General features: G+C 48.3%; 18 protein-coding genes. 8 read left to right on the top strand and 10 right to left on the bottom strand.

Features of this window, described 5'->3' with window-relative positions:
• Window positions 1-58: 58 nt before the first annotated feature.
• The gene (locus ACN4EK_RS20025) at window positions 59-2,341 is read right to left on the bottom strand and encodes a PAS domain S-box protein (RefSeq protein ID WP_431659962.1); all 2,283 of its coding nucleotides are present in this window, start codon (window positions 2,339-2,341) and stop codon (window positions 59-61) included.
• Between the two features lie 417 nt (window positions 2,342-2,758).
• On the opposite strand from ACN4EK_RS20025, the gene ACN4EK_RS20020 reads away from it, so the two are divergent.
• Complete coding sequence (locus tag ACN4EK_RS20020) at window positions 2,759-2,917, top strand: hypothetical protein (protein WP_431659961.1); 159 nt, start codon at window positions 2,759-2,761, stop codon at window positions 2,915-2,917.
• Between the two features lie 20 nt (window positions 2,918-2,937).
• Complete coding sequence (locus tag ACN4EK_RS20015; RefSeq protein WP_431659960.1) at window positions 2,938-3,894, top strand: M23 family metallopeptidase; 957 nt, start codon at window positions 2,938-2,940, stop codon at window positions 3,892-3,894.
• A 330-nt stretch (window positions 3,895-4,224) separates the two neighbouring features.
• Here the strand turns inward: ACN4EK_RS20015 and ACN4EK_RS20010 are convergent, their stop codons facing one another.
• The 3 genes from ACN4EK_RS20010 to ACN4EK_RS20000 all read right to left on the bottom strand — a co-directional run bounded on the left by ACN4EK_RS20010 (window position 4,225) and on the right by ACN4EK_RS20000 (window position 9,341).
• Complete coding sequence (locus tag ACN4EK_RS20010) at window positions 4,225-4,638, bottom strand: hypothetical protein (RefSeq protein WP_431659959.1); 414 nt, start codon at window positions 4,636-4,638, stop codon at window positions 4,225-4,227.
• 199 nt (window positions 4,639-4,837) lie between these two features.
• Window positions 4,838-5,536, bottom strand: a complete 699-nt coding sequence (locus ACN4EK_RS20005) for a hydrolase (protein ID WP_431659958.1) — start codon at window positions 5,534-5,536, stop codon at window positions 4,838-4,840.
• 238 nt (window positions 5,537-5,774) lie between these two features.
• Complete coding sequence (locus ACN4EK_RS20000; protein ID WP_431659957.1) at window positions 5,775-9,341, bottom strand: WD40 repeat domain-containing protein; 3,567 nt, start codon at window positions 9,339-9,341, stop codon at window positions 5,775-5,777.
• A 334-nt stretch (window positions 9,342-9,675) separates the two neighbouring features.
• On the opposite strand from ACN4EK_RS20000, the gene ACN4EK_RS19995 reads away from it, so the two are divergent.
• Window positions 9,676-10,500, top strand: a complete 825-nt coding sequence (locus tag ACN4EK_RS19995; protein WP_431659956.1) for an alpha/beta fold hydrolase — start codon at window positions 9,676-9,678, stop codon at window positions 10,498-10,500.
• A gap of 310 nt (window positions 10,501-10,810) precedes the next feature.
• On the opposite strand, the gene ACN4EK_RS19990 is transcribed toward ACN4EK_RS19995, so the two are convergent.
• Window positions 10,811-10,954, bottom strand: coding sequence for a chorismate mutase family protein (locus ACN4EK_RS19990; protein WP_431659955.1), 144 nt, complete (start codon window positions 10,952-10,954; stop codon window positions 10,811-10,813).
• A gap of 56 nt (window positions 10,955-11,010) precedes the next feature.
• A complete protein-coding gene (locus tag ACN4EK_RS19985) occupies window positions 11,011-12,273 on the bottom strand; it encodes an RNA polymerase sigma factor (protein ID WP_431659954.1) in 1,263 nt (420 codons plus the stop codon).
• Between the two features lie 163 nt (window positions 12,274-12,436).
• Between ACN4EK_RS19985 and ACN4EK_RS19980 the strand changes: the two genes are divergently transcribed.
• The 5 genes from ACN4EK_RS19980 (at window position 12,437) to ACN4EK_RS19960 (ending at window position 15,128) form a co-directional block, all read left to right on the top strand.
• Window positions 12,437-12,793, top strand: a complete 357-nt coding sequence (locus ACN4EK_RS19980; protein WP_431659953.1) for a YciI family protein — start codon at window positions 12,437-12,439, stop codon at window positions 12,791-12,793.
• A 51-nt stretch (window positions 12,794-12,844) separates the two neighbouring features.
• Window positions 12,845-13,276, top strand: coding sequence for a YciI family protein (locus ACN4EK_RS19975; RefSeq protein WP_431659952.1), 432 nt, complete (start codon window positions 12,845-12,847; stop codon window positions 13,274-13,276).
• Between the two features lie 44 nt (window positions 13,277-13,320).
• Window positions 13,321-13,755: a VOC family protein gene (locus ACN4EK_RS19970; RefSeq protein ID WP_431659951.1), complete on the top strand. Its 435-nt coding sequence runs from the start codon at window positions 13,321-13,323 to the stop codon at window positions 13,753-13,755.
• Window positions 13,756-13,778: 23 nt separating this feature from the next.
• Window positions 13,779-14,504 carry a DUF899 domain-containing protein gene (locus ACN4EK_RS19965; RefSeq protein WP_431659950.1) on the top strand — a complete coding sequence of 242 codons (726 nt, stop codon included), beginning with the start codon at window positions 13,779-13,781 and terminating at the stop codon, window positions 14,502-14,504.
• Window positions 14,505-14,567: 63 nt separating this feature from the next.
• On the top strand, window positions 14,568-15,128 hold the full coding sequence (locus tag ACN4EK_RS19960; RefSeq protein ID WP_431659949.1) for a DUF1579 domain-containing protein: 561 nt from the start codon (window positions 14,568-14,570) through the stop codon (window positions 15,126-15,128).
• Here the strand turns inward: ACN4EK_RS19960 and ACN4EK_RS19955 are convergent.
• The 4 genes from ACN4EK_RS19955 to ACN4EK_RS19940 form a co-directional block, all read right to left on the bottom strand.
• Window positions 15,079-17,007: a serine hydrolase gene (locus ACN4EK_RS19955; protein WP_431659948.1), complete on the bottom strand. Its 1,929-nt coding sequence runs from the start codon at window positions 17,005-17,007 to the stop codon at window positions 15,079-15,081. The genes ACN4EK_RS19960 and ACN4EK_RS19955 overlap by 50 nt on opposite strands.
• Window positions 17,008-17,099: 92 nt before the next feature.
• Window positions 17,100-17,390 carry a DUF3703 domain-containing protein gene (locus ACN4EK_RS19950; RefSeq protein WP_431659947.1) on the bottom strand — a complete coding sequence of 97 codons (291 nt, stop codon included), beginning with the start codon at window positions 17,388-17,390 and terminating at the stop codon, window positions 17,100-17,102.
• A gap of 8 nt (window positions 17,391-17,398) precedes the next feature.
• Entirely contained in the window at window positions 17,399-18,025 is a 627-nt protein-coding gene (locus tag ACN4EK_RS19945; RefSeq protein ID WP_431659946.1) for a type 1 glutamine amidotransferase family protein, read from the bottom strand.
• 18 nt (window positions 18,026-18,043) lie between these two features.
• Window positions 18,044-18,589: a GNAT family N-acetyltransferase gene (locus ACN4EK_RS19940; RefSeq protein ID WP_431659945.1), complete on the bottom strand. Its 546-nt coding sequence runs from the start codon at window positions 18,587-18,589 to the stop codon at window positions 18,044-18,046.
• Window positions 18,590-18,637: the final 48 nt, after the last annotated feature.

Below are 18,637 nucleotides of genomic sequence, written 5' to 3'. Positions count from 1 at the left end.
GTGGGCTCGGAGATGTGTATAAGAGACAGCACACCCCACACCCTCACACCCCACACCCTCACACCCCAACCACCACCACAATCTCTGTTCCCTGTCCAGGTTGACTCCGAATCGTCAGTTGTGCGTCGATGTACTCTGCTCGCTCGCTCATGCCAAGTAAGCCAAACCCCTCAGAGGAGGGAATACTGCCAACGCCAAAGCCCTGTCCATTGTCTTTCACGCGCAAGCAGAATCGATCGCGATCGTAGGCTAGCTCTACTCGAATTTCGTCCGCATAGGCGTGTCTAATCGCATTGGTTAAGGCTTCCTGCCCAATCCGCAGTAGGTTACTCTCGACTTCACTGGGTAGAGCATACACTGCACCCTCAATCTCATAATACAAAGTGGTGTCCAGTGCGGCAGTTCTGAGTTGAGCGACGAAACGATGTAGAGCACTCTGTAAACTGCCTTCCTCCAAAAGCTGAGGGCGGAGCGCGACGACTGATCGCCGCGCTTCAGTCAGTCCAGTTCGCGCCAATTCTTTGATCAGGTCGAGATGTGCCTGAGCTGCTTCGACATCATCCACTAACACCTGGTTTGCGGCTCCCACCTGAGCCAGAATGCCTGTGAACGACTGAGCGAGGGTATCGTGAATTTCGCGTGCCATGCGGTTGCGTTCCTCCAGAATCGACGCGGCTTCTGTTTGCTTTTGCAGCGTCATATCTCGCGCCAACCAAAGCACCTGCTCATGCCGAATTGGGGCAATGCGAGCCGAAAACCAGACTTCTCGTTCAGCAATCCACTGGCTGTATTCAACGGTGAGGACTTGTTGGGTTCTCAACACCTGCTGAATGTAACTCAGAAATGTATCAGCTTCTTCCTGAGCATAGAGTTGATGCAGCGTTTTGCCCGTGTACTCCTCCCAATATAACTCTCCATAGGACGGATTTCCTTGAATTGCACAGATCAATTGTCCCTCACCATTGAAAATACACATTGGATCGGGAATGGCTGAAAAGAGCGACCGTAGCTCTGCTTCAGAGGCTTGCAACGCGATTTCTGCCTGTTTGCGATCGCTAATATCCGCAAGCACCCCTTCGATATAGTCATCACCTGCATCCAGATAAGAAGAGAAAAGTCCCCAAAACACCGTCCCATCTCGTTTTCGCATCTGTGCTTCAAAGCTTCGCACTTCCCCGTCCCGCTTCAACACCTCAATGCCTTGTTGGCGATCGCTGGGATTGACCCAATAGCCTATCGTGTGTTCAATCCCAATCATCTCTTGGGGTGAATTAAAACCAAACAGATCGGCAAAGCGTTGATTGGCATCAAGAATTAATCCATCACCGATACGGGTTCGGTAGATACCAACCTGCGAGTTTGCAAAGATGTTGCGGAACTTGGTTTCACTGCGTTGTAATGCCTCTTCTGCTTGTCTACGCTGAGTGGTGTCATTGCCCACCGATAAGATTTCAACGACCTTTCCCTGGTCATTGAAAATGGCTTGATTCGACCATGCCATCCAAACTCGCCGACCGTCTCGACACAGATTTTCACCCTCTCCTTGCGGGTACGCTTGAGGATTGCGAAGTAAATCGTAGACCATCGGTTTCACATCGCGTCCAGAGAGTTCGACTTCTGGAATGATGGTTTCAAATAAGGTTCGCCCTAAGATCTGATGTTCTTCATAGCCAAGAAGTTTTATCCCATAATTGTTAATGTAGTGAATCCGTCCTTGCGTGTCATAGCGAATGATGACGGAATTCGCGGTTTGTAGCAGATTGCGATAATTCGCTTCACTTTGTCGTAATGCGTCTTCTGTTCGTTTGCGATCGCTGATCTCCTGCTGTAAAGCTTGAGTTTGCGCTTCTAGTTTCCGTTCCAGTGTTTCAGCATAGTCTGCTAACCGTCCATACAACCGAGCATTTTCGAGTGAAATTGCTGCCTGAGCCATCAACAGTTTTAGGACTTGCAAGCGATCGCAGGTAAACATGCCAGTCCTGGAATTGTTCTCCAGATAAAGGATGCCGATTAGCTGACGTTGCTGGAGAATTGGCATACACAGAAGCGATCGCGTCTGGTGGTGTTGAATGTAAGGAACAGTCGAAAAAGACGGTTCGCTGACTGCATCATCAAGCACTAAAGTTTCTTGAGTGCGTTCTACCGAGTGGATGACGGAGATAGGAATCGCTGCACAGTCGGCAACAGCAATTTTTTCCAGGTCACACGGTTTATCTCTGCTGCACTGAGCCACCACAGTGAGTTGATCCTCTTCCAGGAAAACCAGAGCGCCGATTTCAGCTCCTGAACTGTCTATCACCACCTGCATCAATGTGGCAATCAGTTGATCGAGATGGATCATTAAACTCCCCTCGACGAAAGACGGTCAGCCGTTTCCCAAAGTATAGTATATCGCTTGCCAAAATCCAGAAAATTAAGCTTCTGGGCGAATTTTTGAAGGTTTTCCAATGGCTGCATTAAAGTCTTGAATATCGACATCTCTCTAATGGAAGGGATTCTGCCAATCTGTAAGCAGATCATTCATAAAGGGCTGCTGTTGTCTCAATCTAACTAATATTTTGAGAGATACAAATGTGGTAACACCGATGCCATCAAGCGGGGCGTGAGTTTGCCAGAAATTGCACCCATTCTCGTGCAATTTCCGGCGAGTTCGATACGATCGATAAAGCAGCAACTTCCAAGACTCAAGCGATCGCTTCCAGAGATTAAACTTCAGGATCACAATTAATCGACCACCTCAAATGTGGAGGAATCAGTCATGCGAAATTCACAACGTAGTACAGGGGTAAGTATTGCTCTGGGTTTATCTATTGGAGTTGCAATTGGATTGATTATAGAAAATCTTGTTTTGGGAATCGGCGTTGGTTTAGCCGTTGCGATCGCGCTTAACCTGGTGCTTGAACAACGTAGAAGATAAATCTCAATGGAAGCTATATCATGTTTTTTGCCATTGGACTGCTCCTCGTTACCCACCTGGTTTTTCCGATTGCTGGTTTAGTGTGGCTATGGCGAGGAAATGAACGCAGCAAACTTGAATGGCTCCTCAAACTCAGCATTGTCCTACTTTATGGCATTCAAATCTTCCTGATCGGGCGCTGGGATTTTTTGAGCTATTTTCTGCGATTTGCGGTCATTGCCCTGTTGGTTGTCGCAGTATCCATCAGTTTCATCAAAGCCAAGTCTTTACCCTTTTATCCGACCCGAAAGCTTAGTAACTACGTCTCTCTAGGAATCAGTAGTTTAGTAATCCTGATTCTTCTGTCCTCGTTAAGTGTCCATATCCCACGAGGATATTCTTTCAACGGTGAATCTATTCAATTAAACTTTCCATTGCAGCAGGGGACTTACTATGTCGCTCATGGCGGCAATAGCCCTGCAATCAATTATCACAATGTCAATCCGACTCAGCAATATGCGTTAGATATCGTCAAACTGAATGCGGTAGGAACCAGAGCCAATGGACTTGATCCGCGATCGCTAACCAACTATGCCATCTGGGGAGAACCGCTCTACAGCCCTTGTAATGGCACAATCCGTGAGATAAGGAATGATTTGCCTGATCTGATTCCACCCCAAAGTGATGCTCAAAATCCTGCGGGCAATCATATTTTGATTCAATGTCAGGGGGCTGATGTTTTGATAGCTCATCTGCAACGAGGCAGCCTTATTGTTCAAACTGGAGAGACGGTTGAGGCTGGACAGGCGATCGCCAAAGTTGGCAACTCTGGCAATACTAGCGAACCTCATCTACACATCCATGCTCGCAGAGCAAATACAGGTCAGTCACTCTTAGACGGTGAAGGAATGCCAATCACATTTGATGGCAGATTTTTGGTGAGGAATAGTTTATTTCTAGACAAAACTAATTCTGGAAATTCTAATGTTCCGAGTTAGTTTTGAATGTTCTAGAGTAGGCGATCGCAAGCAATTCAGATCGCCCACTTCTCATTACTCTGTTTGCTCCAGAGCAGCCCTGGCTAAAGCCAGATATTGCATCACCGCTGTGGTGATCGTTCATACTCACAGTTTTTCATGATGCTGTGTGCTGCTCATCTGGAGAGCCATAGGATTCTGAAAAAAGCTGAACTCCGTTATGGCTAATTTGCTTGCTTCTCATACGCTAACTGATGCGTTCGGAAACAGCGAAAGAAGAACTGTTTACCCAGATCGATGTGTAATGCATCCCAAAAACTGGCTTTTTAGATGTCCAGTTTTTGGGATGCATTACACTGCCAGCCAGGTCACGATCGCCATTTTGTAACGTGGCGGTGGAGCCTTCATGGGTTTATTGGGCAGCGTAAACCAGGTTTCCAGACCTGTCATGGTTTGAATCGTTTCAGGCTTTTCGATCAAGGGTTGCAACCGCTCCAGCCATTCCTGCCGTACACTCGACTCCAACCAGGTTTTGAGATTGTTGTAGTGATCAAATCTGACAATTGCCACATACTCAGGATGAGCGGAGTCACAGGGACGGATCACATTGATCCCTAAGTGTCCCTTAAACTGATGGGCAGCCGTCGCAATTCCGTGTAGCCACTCCTCATACCCCTGCTCACGACCGGGTCGAATGAAGTGAGAAATGATGGCGGTTACCTGGTGAGTTTCTTCATCGGTACCCACGACCAGCGGATCTAGCATTACATAACCTCAAAAACTCTAGCTGCAAGGAAGTGATGATTGTTAATGAGCGATCGCTGGCGATCGCCCCTATATCTACGAAATCCTCCAGTGCTGCTGCAATGCCGCGAATGAACTGGATCACTGAGCAATGACAACATCCACTCAGTTACACACGAGTTATGAGACGTTCACGATTGGCAGCCATTCAACCACAACGCTAAACCAATTGACCAATGGAGGAATTGCTGACCTGGGCAGGTTTGCCGTCCGCTAGAGGGGTTATTGCAAGGAGCTGAAGTTCCCATGCAAGGGCTACCGCACTAGCACCACCATGCTCAAGAAGAATCTCTGATACACCCGCAGATGTTTCTGTGCGTGCCCAGTCACGTTGCCATTCAGCAAGTACAGCCATCCAGTTGATTGGAACTGCACCAGCCTGAACCATCCGGCGAACCGCCATGTCATGAGCTTCCGCAGTCACACCGCCTGAAGCATCGGTAACGATGAATACTTCATAACCTTCACCCAGCGCCTGGATTGCTGGCATTGCAAGGCAGATCTCAGTCCAAAGCGCAGCAAGTATAAGCTGCTTGCGACCACTTTTCTTCACTACATCTGTCACATTTGGATCTTCCCAGGTATTGATGAAAGTGCGGTTGATCGGTTTTTGATCGGGAAAAACATCCTGTAGTCCCTTAATGATGTAACCCCCTCTCTCTTCAATGACTGTGGTCAGGATTGTGGGTACGTTGAATACTTTTGCCGATTTAGCAAGACCAATCACATTGTTAATGATCATCGTCGGTTCATGGCTGTTCAAGTTAGTGAACTGATAGGGCTGGTGGTCAATCAATACCAGGATGCTATCTTCTGGACGAAGCAGCCCTTCTAGACCGATTTTTTGATTTTCAGACATTGAACTCTCCTATTTAAGTGATTGGTGAATGAGGAATTGCAGAAACTGAAATCAAACGCTAAACATCTCTGCTTGTGCTTTTAAGTGAAACGTCTGTGTACCCTCAAGGGTTGATGACGTAAGCGATCGCGCCATGAACTAAGTCTGCAAGTTAACCCCAAATTTCACCACGCAAGATCCGCAAGTTAAGCAGAGAGTTAAGGCGTTCGCGTCGCGTGCCCCAAGGGCGTTCGCTTCACTATGAAATTGCTCCTAATGCTTTCAATGTCGCTGCTTGAGCGTGCGTCAATCCTGTTGCGCCTTGAATATTCATGCCTTCATATAACCGATCGACCATTAATGTCTGAATGCAAAATCCGGTAGCGATATCCCATACCTTGAGGGTGCGATCGTCACTGCCACTGATGAGAAACTGACCATCTGGGCTAAAACTGACTGATGTGACCCAACTGGTGTGTTCGTGCAAGACGTTCAAACAAGATCCCGTTTGCAGACTCCAGAGCCGAATGGTCTGATCCCCACTACCACTTGCTAATAGTTGATTAGCAGGGCATACAGCAACCGACCAGATCCCACCCGTATGCCCCCGCAAGACTTTGACACTTTCACCAGTCTGGAGATCCCAGACTCGGATAGTTTGATCAAAACTACCGCTGATTAACTGCTGATCGTGGGCTGCAAATGCCAGGGTGAAAATGCCGCCTGTGTGCCCCTGCAATACATGCCGACACGTCCCAGTTTTGACATGCCACAGTCGAATTGTTTGGTCAGAACTGCCACTCGCTAAGTGTTGATTGTCGCCACCAAATGCGAGCGATCGCACATCGTTTTTGTGCCCCTCCAGCACTTGCAAACATCGATGCGTTTGGACATCCCATAGCCGCACCGATTGGTCTTTGCTACCGCTTGCCAGAACGTTCCCGGTTGCAGCAAAAGCGACCGTCCACACAGGCGCACTATGACCAGACCACTGATACAGCAAACCCGTTGACACATGCCATAACAGCAGCGAACCGTCCTGTCCATTGGTCGCGACAGTTTGACCATCTGGGCTAAAGCTTAAGGAAGAAGCCCAACTGGTTAATGAAGATGTTAAACCCGTTCGTCTCTGCAAAATTTTGTCGGGGCGTGAGGGAGAGAGTCCGGGGTCAAATCGCAACTGCCACAGATACACGGCTTCATCTAACCCCCGACTTGCCAGAGTGGTTCCATTCGGGCTGAGGCTGAGAGAACGAATACCGCTGGCGCAACCCCGCCAGGTTTTGAGGCTTTGTCCTTGCAAATTCCACAGCCGCACGGTTTGATCCTGGCTGGCACTGACCAGGAGTTGACCTCGAAGGGCGATCGCCAGCACATCATCCGTATGACCATCCAAGATGTTGATGCATTGCTCTGATTGAACATCCCAAAGGCGCAGTGTTCCATCATCACTGCCCGTCGCCAAAATGCCGCCATCGGCGCTAAATGCCATGCCCCAAACACAACTGGTATGGCCAGACAACACCGTTGAATTCACTCTGGATGAATGACTACTCGTAACCGTCTGCCCATGCCAAAGTCGAACCGTCCCATCAATACTACCACTGGCTAGTAGTTGACCATTGGGGCTGTAACGCACACAGTGAACTCCCTCACTGTGCCCCTCTAACACCTTCTGGCAAGTTCCACTGATCACGTTCCAAATCCGCACCGATCCATCTTTACTGCCACTGGCTAAGGTTTGATTGTCGGGTGAGAAGTGAACCGAATAAATATTTTGGGTATGCCCTTGCAGAATCTGAAGACAGTCTCCCTGGAGATTCCACACTCTCACTGTTTGGTCATCACTGCCACTGGCTAAGCGTTGTCCATCGGGGCTAAAGGTCACCGACCAAACGCAGCCTGTATGCTCTGTGGCCACCCATAAACACTGACTGCTCTGCACATCCCATAACCGCACCGACGTATCACTCCCGCTGCTGGCTAAATGACTACCATCGGGACTGAAGGCCACACACCAAACCCAGCTTGTATGTCCTGCAAAGGTTGCCAGGAGTTGAGTAGTGGCGAGTTGCCAGAGATAGAGCAACCCAGTGGAATCCCCCACCGCCACAATCTGTCCGTCGGGACTCATGTCGATCGACATAGCGCTATTCAAACACTCTGAAAAAATGGATTGGGTCAAATCTGCATTGCTAAAGTTGACCCCAGCTAAGTTGACCTGCCGCAGGTCGGCTTGCTGCACCACCAAATCGGAAAAGTCAGAGCTACGCAAATCGACCTGAAGCTGTACGAGCAGATTGATCAGATTGCCAGCAGCATAGCCCGTTCTGGAACTGGATGGATGCCTTTGTTGGGTGAGGAGTAACCTGGCTCTTTCTTCCACCGCTGATGCGGTCGGATAGGAGGATAACAGCCACTCGATCACAGGCTGCATGATCAGCCGCAACTGAATCTCTCGAACATAATCTTTTGCCTGGACACGAATCAAGGAATGACTGTGCCAGACATCTAACTGTCGGGTGGTAAATTCTGTACAAATCCGTTGAATGAATTGCTCTGTGACATATTCCATGACCACAGGTTGGAGAGAGAAGGCTCTATCTTTTTTCTCAAGCAGCGATCGCCTCAACAGCGAATTGATGTGTTGAGGAACACTTTGCTGCTGTACCGATCCAATCACACTATTTTGAATGTCTGTGATGGTGAGCGGTTCACGGTGAATGGCAAACCAGAATAATGTTTTTTGTTCGGCTTCAGATAAACGGTTGAACTGACGATCGAGTAAATCGCGAATATCTTCAAAGACAAAAATTCTTTGGCTGAGGTACGCTAAAAACTCACCAATGCTGTTGTTGAATACATCCTGAGTAGCGGATGCAACCATCTTGAGCGCCAGGGGATTGCCGCCATAGTGATTGACCAGAGTCTGCCATTCGGCTTCTGAACCTGTAAAGATGCCTTTTTGTCGGAAGATAGCGCGTCCATCGTCAGGCGTGAGTCCGCTGAGCGGCAACGTTTTGACCCGGCTTTGTTCTCCTTCCATCAACGCCATTTCGCGGGGTTTCTCGCGGCTGGTCAGCAATAGACAGCTTTGGTGAGGCGTTTCACCCAGCATTCGCAAAAATTGCCCATAGGCTTCATACCCTGATCGCCACTGCCCCACCTGTTCACTCTGCAAAATGGTTTCCGCGTTATCCAAAATCAACAGACATCGCTGCAATCGCAAATATTGCATCCCCTTCGACAGCTTTTCATCCAATGTGGCTGGAATCAGCGGATCATCTCCCTGAAGTGGCATCAGAAATTTCAGCAGGTTGGTCAGGAGATCATCCAATGAGGGCGCGTTGGCAAGCGATCGCCACACGACCACCTCAAACTCAGATTGCATTTGCAGTGCGGCTTTGACTGCGATCGTACTTTTGCCAATCCCCCCAATTCCCAGCAATCCAACTACACGGCAGCGATCGGTCACGATCCATTGACATAGTTGTGCTAACTCGGTTTCACGCCCACAAAACACCGTAACATCAACCGCGTTGTCCCAATCCTGGTGAGGATTATCTCTCTGACTGGACAATGCCTCCCCTGATGCGATCGGGGAGACATAATCAGTATTCGTTAATTCCAATCCAAAGGATTGAAAAAGAATTTCTAACGACTGGCGATCGACCCCCAGTTCGCGCTTCAAAATTCGGGCCAGGGTATTGAGTGAAAGTCCAGTGCGTTCATTCAAATCCTCCTGGGTAAGCCGCTTACCCCAATTCTCCTCTGACTCAATCTGTTGCTTTGCCGTCTGAAACCGTTGCCATCCATGCGGTGACAAAACAACTCCTCTCACCCGTGCAGAGGATGCTTGATTTCGACTGGACTTTTTGTGATTAACATCCATGCTTTAGCCAGCGAAAGGCAGAAGAAACTCACCCTCTGGGAGGAGAGCGTCGTAAAGCGAGAGTATCAGCTTTCAAAAAGTTGATGTGTGTTCCAGGTCAATTTGGTCAAAAGATCTACCTTTAGGCATAGAAAAATTGCGCAGCTTATCTCAGCGCTTAACACAGAGAACTTGCGTGTTCTAAATTGGGTTGAGGTTAAATAATAAGACCAACGGATGAGCAATCAGCCCTCTTTCCAATTTCTGTAATACCTGTAGGAGTCTTGCTATGAGTACAGTTACAACCCAAGACGGCACACAAATTTACTACAAAGATTGGGGTTCAGGACAGCCCGTTGTCTTTAGCCACGGTTGGCCCCTCAGTGCCGATGCTTGGGAATCTCAGATGTTTTTCCTCGCGTCTCATGGTTATCGCTGCATCGCACATGATCGCCGGGGGCATGGTCGTTCAAGCCAACCCTGGAACGGCAATGAAATGGACACCTACGCTGATGATCTCGCCACCCTCTTCAAGACCCTGGATCTTCAAAACGCGGTACTGATTGGACATTCCACCGGCGGCGGCGAAGTTGCCCGCTACATTGGTCGCCACGGAACATCACGGGTTGCCAAAGCGGTGCTGATGGGAGCAGTACCGCCAATCATGCTGAAGACAGAGACGAATCCAGGTGGATTGCCCATTGAGGTTTTTGACGGTTTTCGTACAGCATACTTGGCTGATCGCTCGCAGTTTTTTCTGGATGTTGCCAGCGGACCATTCTTTGGCTTCAATCGCCCCGGTGCCAAAATTTCTCAAGGGCTAATCTACTCTTGGTGGATGCAGGGTATGATGTCTGGTCACAAAAATGCCTACGATTGTATTAAGGCATTCTCCGAAACCGATTTTACGGAAGATTTGAAGAAGTTTGATGTGCCGACGCTGATTATTCATGGCGATGATGACCAGATCGTACCAATCGGAGCCTCTGCGCTCCTGTCTGCCAAGCTCGTCAAGAATTCGACGTTGAAGATTTATCCGGGTGGGTCACATAGCCTGGGAGACACAAGTAAGGAGCAACTCAATACAGATTTGCTAGAATTTCTCCAGTCCTGACACTGAGGCATTGATGTAAACCACTCAATCAAAACCCTCAGTTGTTACCATTGATGAGTAGAGTCAATAGAAGCACTGGGGGACGAATCCAAACCCATTTAGGAATCAGAACTGACGAAATTAAAACTGATTAATCAAGAAATTGTTGTCATCGTTGATGTTACAAGTGGGATTAGCAGAGGAACAATCCTGTGATTCTCTAAAAAAGAGAAAAATTGCGAGTACTGCCCGTAGTGAATCAAGATTGGCACTGTTAATGTTGTGGAAACTGGAGAAAAAACCTTTCCCGTAATCCGACTATGTGGTGCGTCTACTCAACTTCGGATTGTTTCCAATGCTTCAATTCCTCATCAATAAATTGGTTCACTAAATCCTGATACATTTTTTCGATTACATCAGCATTTAATCCTTCCTCTTCTGCCCAGACCCGCTGTTGTCGCAATATTGCTTGCAAGCGTTCGGGTGCTCTGACTGTCGTTTCACTTGTCTTAAATGTTGAGCGTGAAGACGTTAGGGCTGAACTTCGCGTAGCCGACGTTCCAAAAAGCGACGCTCACTGTCATTGGTTACTAATTCTAGTGCCCTTGTATAGCTCCGCGATGCTTCTTCTAATGCTTTGACACGCCGGAATAAATCTGCACGGGTGGCGTGAAAGAGATGATAGCTATCGAGTTCTGGGGCAAGTTGATCAATCAGCCCAAATGCGGATTGAGGACTGTCTGCCATGGCGATCGCCACCGCTCGATTCAAAGTCACAACAGGCGAAGGTTGCAAGCGTTCCAACACTTCGTAGAGTCGTACAATTTGTGCCCAGTCGGTTTCTGCGGCACGAGATGCCTGACAGTGAAGGGCAGCGATCGCCGCTTGTAGAGCATACACTCCCGTTCCGCCACGCAATGATTCTTCCACCAGAGGCAATGCTTCAGCAATCTGTTGGTGGTTCCAACGGCTCCGATCCTGATCTTCTAGCAGAATTAGATCGCCCGCTTCATCCAAACGAGCATCACGCCGCGAGTCGTGCAGTAACATCAATGCTACCAGTGCGGTAACTTCTGAGGGCGGTTGGGGTGCCATTAATTGCCGCACTAACTGTCCTAGGCGAATTGCTTCAGTGCAGAGGTCAGCCCGCACGATCGACTCTCCTTTGGTTGCGGCATAGCCTTCATTAAAGATGAGATAGATTACCTTCAGTACCGCCTCTATCCGAGGAGGGAGATCGGTTGTTTCTGGTACTTTGTAGGGAATACCCGCGTCTCGAATTTTGCGTTTGGCACGAACTAATCGTTGTGCCATCGTTGTAGTTGGAACGAGAAAGGCGCGGGCAATTTCATCGGTTTCCAGTCCTCCTAGCATTCGTAGCGTCAAAGCCACCTGAATCTCGATTGCCAGTGCGGGATGACAACAGGTGAAGATTAATCGTAGGCGATCGTCTGCAATTTCATCACTGTCGTAGGTTGGTTCTTCGCTCGACGGAATTAACCCCGATGCCGCGTACCACTCCAATTTTTCCGTCAGTCGGGTTCGTCGTCGCAGGCGATCGATCGCTTTGTATCGCGCAGTGCGGATAATCCAGGCACGGGGAAGCTCCGGGATACCATTGGTTTCCCACTGATTCACTGCCGCTGCAAATGCTTCCTGTGCTGCTTCTTCAGCTAGATCAAAATCTCCTACCAGTCGAATTAGGATGGCAACAATTCGCCCCCATTCCGTCTTATAGACAGAAGCGATCGCCTGAGCCACATCGGATTTTGCAGTTGGAGTCGTACCTGTCATAAAAAGACACAAAAGTTTTTTGGACAAGGTGTCGATTTGGGCAGTCGCCGTTCGACTGACTGACAAAGGTGAGCTAAAGTTCAATTGTACTAAACAAAAAATTTTGGGCAAGGTGTCGATTTGAGCAATTCCCATTCGACTTAACGACAAAGGAGACAACCGAATGAAATATTTGCTGCTGATCTATATGGACGAAAACGCCATGAGCGACACTGAGCGGGAGCATTGCTACGTGGAGTCTGCCCAAGTCGCTCAGGATCTCCATACAAAGGGACAATTTGTGGCATCGGCTCCCCTCCATCCCGTTGCAACGGCGACCAGTATCCGCGTCCGTGACGGTAAATCGCTTGTGACCGATGGTCCCTTTGCTGAAACTCGTGAACAATTAGGCGGGTTCTACCTGGTCAATGCTCAGGATTTGGATGAAGCCATTGCGATCGCCACCCGCCTTCCAGGTGCAAAAGTGGGCACGGTTGAGATTCGCCCCGTTCTTGAAATTGCGGGATTACCAGCACAGTGATGACCATCAGCTAGCCATTCAACTCAAAACCACTCAACAGGAGATTTCACAATGAAAGTCATGGTCTTCGTCAAAGCCACCCAAGACTCTGAAACTGGAGTTATGCCGAGCGAACAGCTTTTGACCGAAATGGGGCAGTACAACGAAGAATTAGCCAAGGCAGGTATCTTGCTTGCCGGTGAAGGTCTTCATCCTAGCTCAAGAGGGGCGCGAGTTCACTTTTCAGGAACGGAACGCACTGTCATCCAGGGACCCTTCGCTCCACCGCAGGAGCTAATTGCAGGGTACTGGCTGTGGCAAGTTAACTCCATTGAAGAGGCGATCGCCTGGGTGAAGCGATGCCCAAACCCAATGCCCGGAGACTCTGAGATTGAAATTCGTCCTGTATTCGAGGCAGAGGATTTTGGTGAAGCCCTGACACCCCAATTAAGGGAGCAGGAAGACCGCATTCGTGCCCAGGTTGAAACGCGACAGCAAGAGTAATGTCATCTGCAAACGACCAGCCAAATTCACCAAAGGAATCTGTCATGAAAATTAATTCTTATCTCATGTTCAACGGAAACTGTGAGGCAGCGTTCAAATTCTACGAGCAATGTCTGGGTGGCAAAATCACCATGATGATGACGCACAAGGAAGCACCTTCCGCAGAACAAATTCCCTCGGAGTGGCAGGACAAAATTATGCACGCTTGTCTGGATTTGGGCGTTGGCGGAGCCTCTCCTTTGGAGAATCGCCTCCTGATGGGTTCTGACTGCCCACCGGGATATTTTGAACCCCCTCAAGGCTTCTACGTTCAGGTGAGTGTATCCGAACCCACCGAGGCAGAAAGACTTTTTCATGCTCTGGCAGAAAACGGCAGAGTGAAAATGGCGATCGCGCAAACCTTCTGGTCAGTCCGCTTTGGCATGTTAATTGACCAGTTCGGGACACCCTGGATGGTCAACTGTGAGCAGGTTACTTGAGTTTTTTATTATGGAGGTTCGCAATGATTCAGAACATAATTGCACATCCAGAAGTCGTTGGAAGAGACGAGTGGCTGACGGCTCGTAAAACGTTACTGGAACACGAAAAAGAGTTGACTAAGCAGCGCGATCGCATCAATGCGGAACGACGCAGGCTACCCATGGTCAAGCTTGACAAGGAATACACCTTTGAAGGATCGAATGGTTCTGCCAAACTGATTAATTTGTTTGAGGGACGCACCCAACTGATCATCTACCACTTCATGTTCGCTCCCGAATGGGAGAAGGGGTGTATGGGTTGCACAGGCTTTGTTTATTCGCTGGGCAATCTATCGATGCTGAACGAACGCGACACGACCTTTGCGTTAGTTTCTCGTGCGCCGCTCCCTAAACTGGAAGCCTATAAGCAACAGAAGGGATGGACGCTGCCCTGGTATTCATCATTTGGCAGCGACTTTAACTACGATTTCCATGTCACGTTGGACGAAACCATTGCGCCGATCGAATACAACTATCGAGACAAGGCAGAGTTAGAGGGATTGTACGGACACAGTGTAGAAGGCGAAAGCCACGGACTCAGCGTTTTCTTCCGTATGGGTGACGATGTGTTCCACACCTACTCGACCTACGCTCGTGGCGTTGAATCTCTGACCAATTCCTATAGCCTGCTGGATGTGACTCCCTATGGACGGCAGGAAGACTTTGAAGACTCACCCCCTGGGTATCCGCAAAAGCCAACCTATGGATAGAGACACGGCACTTCTACGGTAGTGCGATCGCACTCTTCATCATTCATCACAAAGAGACAAAAAATGGAAACGACTCAAACCGAACCAACCTCAACCATGCCTGCTCAACCTCAAAAAGAACATCAGTGGCTCCAGAAACTCGTCGGTGAGTGGACCTATGAGAATGAAGCAATGATGGGACCTGATCAACCTCCCCTAAAATCAACGGGAACCGAAACGGTGCGTTGCCTTGGGCACGGCGAAAGCCGCTCGCTGGGTGGACTCTGGTTTCTGGCGGAAGGACAGGGTGAGATGCCGTGTAGTGGAGCCCCTGCAACGACGCTGATGACCCTGGGCTACGATCCCCAGAAGCAACGGTATGTGGGCACCTGGATCGGCTCAATGATGACGTATCTCTGGATATACGATGGTGAATTGGATGCCTCTGAAACGGTATTAACGTTACACAACGAAGGACCATCCATGTCAGGTGGAGACAAGATGGCAAAATACAAAGATGTGATCGAGTTCAAGAGCGACGATCACCGAGTCTTGACCTCCCACCTATTGACAGATGATGGACAGTGGCAGCAGTTCATGACTGCCCATTATTGGCGCAAGCAATCAGACGGATTGTTCCATTGACGCAACCAAGCCCTGCACACAGACCCAGCCACAGCATAACATCTGGCATCGCTCGGAATAGTTGCGGGTAGTTGAAGATGCGATCGCTCATCATCCCCACTAACCAGGGCATCACCAGCACTATAACGAAAGGAAAAAACATCCATGCGATACTCAAAAATATCTGCCATTTGGGTGTCGTGTGGATTGTTCGTTTCCACTGGGAAAAATATAGGAGACTGCGAACTGCCAATGCCACACCAATGACTGTTAACACTGCAAGACTGATACCCCAGAGATTAATGCTGAAACCATTTGGAGGAAGCGTTCCATCCGTCAGCAATTGGATTAATCCAGTTTTGATTTGTGGTAAGGCAAACGCAATCAGTGGCATTGAACTGATATTATAGAGCAGAGCAATTCCATACTTTTCGTTCGGCAATACAGCGGCATCCACATAGAATACAGACAAGATACCATTATGTTGAAGTATTTCTCTGTCGTTTTCCGTTGTTGCAAACCACCCCATTGCGTAAGAACTTTTTAGTTGCGGTGGAGGCGTTTGCATGAGGGTTATGCTTTCTTGAGTCAACAGTTGCTTGTCTTCAAATCGTCCTCCATTACTGTGCAGAATCAGATACTTCGCCATATCTTCTGCGGTAGAAATAACACCAGCATTGCCACCCAGATAACCTGATAGTTCTGGAGCCGCAAACGGAATTGCGAACACCATTAAATGTCCCGTTGCCATACGATCGCCGCGCTGAAGTGCCTCAGCCATTGTTGTGGCATGAAATGTCTGGGACATCTGAAGTGGTGTGAAAATATGCGATTGCAAATATTCTCCAAAAGACTGACCAATGACTACTTCCACCACTCGCGCCAAGACATCATAGTTGGGATTGAAATAGTGAAATTCAGCGCCAGGAGCCGCAACAAGATGGGCGTTATGCAGGCTGTTTACTCGTTCTGCATTGTTTGTCGGTGGTGGTTGCAGCGATTCCGAGAAACTCCAGTCAGACAATCCACTGGTGTGATTCAACAATTGACGAATTGTGATCTGGGCAGCCGTTTTAGTATCAGCCAGAGTGAAGTCTGGTAGGTATTGTTTCACAGGGGCATCTAGGTCAATTTTTCCAGCTTCTACTAATTGCAGCACTGCGATCGCTGTAAAAGATTTGCTCAGCGACGCGATCGGAAATTGGGTCTGTGGCGTGACAGGTTGCTGAGCGTTCGATTTTCCATAGCCTTTGACATGCAACACCTGATTTCCGTATGTAATTGCTAAAGCTAGACCAGGGATGTGTTGAGTGGTCATCTGGTGGGTAATGAAGCGATCGATTTTCATTTCAAGGGTTGACTGGGCGGCATGGATTCTCAATTGGAACACCAACGCGATCAACGTCCCCAATAGAAGTAATCTGTAGCGCAGCCTCATTCTGTTTTTCATCCTTGTCTGCCCTCCGAAATCCAATGAAAGATGATGAATAACCTTTGCGTTACTGAGTTTTTGATGGGCTGTGTTCAACATCTCGGATGAAATATCAACACCTGTCATTTGAAGGACTGAATGAATGGTTTGAGCCAGGTTCAAGCTGAGTGCTGCTGTACCGATGCCACAATCGCAAATATGGGAGTTGTCCTTCCAAAGAGACAGCATTCTTGTGTTCTCAAGTAATTCCCACATTGCTCGATAAGCATGACCATAGCCCAAAAGACACAAATTCTGATGCCACCAGAAAGCTGACTGATCATAGGTTCGGGAGAGTTGTTGAGTGGTGAGATAAATTTGCTGAATGGAAATCTGCCACCATCCGAATGTCCATTCCATATTGAAACCTCTTTGACGTACAACTGTATATTCACAATCGCTCTCAAATTTAGTTTTATCCCTGACCAAACGGATAGTTGAGCGGATAGTTGTACTCTTTGAACGCTATTGATTTAGAATCTGTCGAATGTCCTCTGGAATAGACATTTGTTCTAAATCATTCACGTTACTTTTCCACCCCTCAAGTATCGGAATTGTCCATACAGAAGTGTTAACGGGGCGGCAATGAGAACTGGCATGATTTGCCCTCTGATCTCTCGAAAATCTCTCTGTCTCCAAGCAAGTTTCAACATATTCCAGTGAGCGATCGTATTAGCAACGGTATCCCGCTGCCCCAGAATATGAGCGCGTTGCAGTGCAGTCCATGCAGTCTCAAAATCCTGGGCTGCAATCGCTGTTTTTGCTTTCTTAAGTTCGGCATTAAAGTGTTCTCGTAAAACGGCTTTCATCATTTCCTCCGCTAGGTCGTGGGTAGGTTTGTGAGTTGTTCTAAGGTGAAGTAGTACGAAGCATCTCCCGTTCTAAACAATCCATACCAGGCTTCTAAAACAGGAGGTTCGTAGAGGTCGAGCTTTTTGAAGATGTGGTAGGCAAACTCAAGAGGTGCGGTGGAATTTGCCATAATCACATTACCAGAGGTGACAACAGGCTGATTTTGATACAGGGCTGCTCCTTGATAATTTGTTGCTTGCAGATACTCTGAGGCATTGCTGGTGTGAGGGATATCATCCAAAATGCCAGCACGAGCCAATCCTGCGGTAGCACCACAGATTGCAGCAACCGGAATATTCGCTGCCAATAATGCTTTCGCGGATTCCAAAATTTTCGAGTTTTTACCCCTGTCCCAGGCTTCACCTCCTGGCAAAATCAACATGGCTCCGGGTTCCAGTTCATTGAGGACAATGTCAGGAAGAATCGTGATCCCACCGATCGTAGTGACAGGTTCAGCATCTAAACCAACCGTTTGGATCTGATACCGTCCAGGCTGTTTTTGCATATCTGGATTATTAATTCCAGCGACGACATATCCTGTTTCCCAATCCGCAAGCGTATTGAAGACAAATAGATGAACGATTTGCTTTTCCATAAAGCAACTCCTAATCTTTTAGACCCAATGCTCCCATGATTCTCTGGTCAACTGCCACTTAATCTGGCTCCACCCTTGCATCTGCATCCAGTCAGAACCGAGTTGTGTAGCGATCGCCCGGAATCCGTAACGTTCTGCTAGCCGGGATACTCTCAGGTTAGCATTTACAGAAATACCGATAATTTCCTCTAGTTCTAAATCACGGAACCCAAAATCAATCAACGCTTTCCCGATTTCGATCGCATAGGCGTAACGCCCCCAGTACTGAGGTGCTAACTCAATTCCAAGTTCTGCCTGCCCAGCCGCATCGCCATCCTGTCGCAATCCGCCACAACCAATTAACGCCAGATTGCGGTGATCCACGATCGCCAACTGGTAGTTGCGTCGAGGAACTTCGGTTGACCACTGTATGAATCGTTGAAGCAATTGATGAGTAAAATCAGGTGCCACTTCTTCCGGTGAACAGAACTCGGCATAACGAGGGTCAGCATGATAGGCAAGGAATGCAGGCTCATCCTCCTGAACAAAATCACGGAGAAGAAATCGTTTAGTGATAATCTCCACAGTTTCCTACTCTTGGCTGTTTAATTATGAGGTTGAGTTGGCAGAAAT

Origin of the sequence: Pantanalinema rosaneae CENA516 (genome assembly GCF_050753385.1) — a bacterium.
GTDB lineage: Bacteria > Cyanobacteriota > Cyanobacteriia > Leptolyngbyales > Leptolyngbyaceae > Pantanalinema > Pantanalinema rosaneae.
The sequence above is the reverse complement of the archived record's forward strand: the minus strand, read 5'-3'. Positions and strand labels throughout refer to the sequence as shown.

Bases quoted from the DNA above. Each gene is read 5' to 3' on its own strand.
- ACN4EK_RS19970 (WP_431659951.1), top strand. From the start codon at position 13,321: ATGAAAATTAATTCTTATCTCATGTTCAACGGAAACTGTGAGGCAGCG.
- ACN4EK_RS19980 (WP_431659953.1), top strand. From the start codon at position 12,437: ATGAAATATTTGCTGCTGATCTATATGGACGAAAACGCCATGAGCGAC.
- ACN4EK_RS20020 (WP_431659961.1), top strand. From the start codon at position 2,759: ATGCGAAATTCACAACGTAGTACAGGGGTAAGTATTGCTCTGGGTTTA.
- ACN4EK_RS19975 (WP_431659952.1), top strand. From the start codon at position 12,845: ATGAAAGTCATGGTCTTCGTCAAAGCCACCCAAGACTCTGAAACTGGA.
- ACN4EK_RS19995 (WP_431659956.1), top strand. From the start codon at position 9,676: ATGAGTACAGTTACAACCCAAGACGGCACACAAATTTACTACAAAGAT.
- ACN4EK_RS19950 (WP_431659947.1), bottom strand. From the start codon at position 17,390: ATGATGAAAGCCGTTTTACGAGAACACTTTAATGCCGAACTTAAGAAA.
- ACN4EK_RS20005 (WP_431659958.1), bottom strand. From the start codon at position 5,536: ATGTCTGAAAATCAAAAAATCGGTCTAGAAGGGCTGCTTCGTCCAGAA.
- ACN4EK_RS20015 (WP_431659960.1), top strand. From the start codon at position 2,938: ATGTTTTTTGCCATTGGACTGCTCCTCGTTACCCACCTGGTTTTTCCG.
- ACN4EK_RS19985 (WP_431659954.1), bottom strand. From the start codon at position 12,273: ATGACAGGTACGACTCCAACTGCAAAATCCGATGTGGCTCAGGCGATC.
- ACN4EK_RS19960 (WP_431659949.1), top strand. From the start codon at position 14,568: ATGGAAACGACTCAAACCGAACCAACCTCAACCATGCCTGCTCAACCT.
- ACN4EK_RS19945 (WP_431659946.1), bottom strand. From the start codon at position 18,025: ATGGAAAAGCAAATCGTTCATCTATTTGTCTTCAATACGCTTGCGGAT.
- ACN4EK_RS20025 (WP_431659962.1), bottom strand. From the start codon at position 2,341: ATGATCCATCTCGATCAACTGATTGCCACATTGATGCAGGTGGTGATA.
- ACN4EK_RS19965 (WP_431659950.1), top strand. From the start codon at position 13,779: ATGATTCAGAACATAATTGCACATCCAGAAGTCGTTGGAAGAGACGAG.
- ACN4EK_RS20010 (WP_431659959.1), bottom strand. From the start codon at position 4,638: ATGCTAGATCCGCTGGTCGTGGGTACCGATGAAGAAACTCACCAGGTA.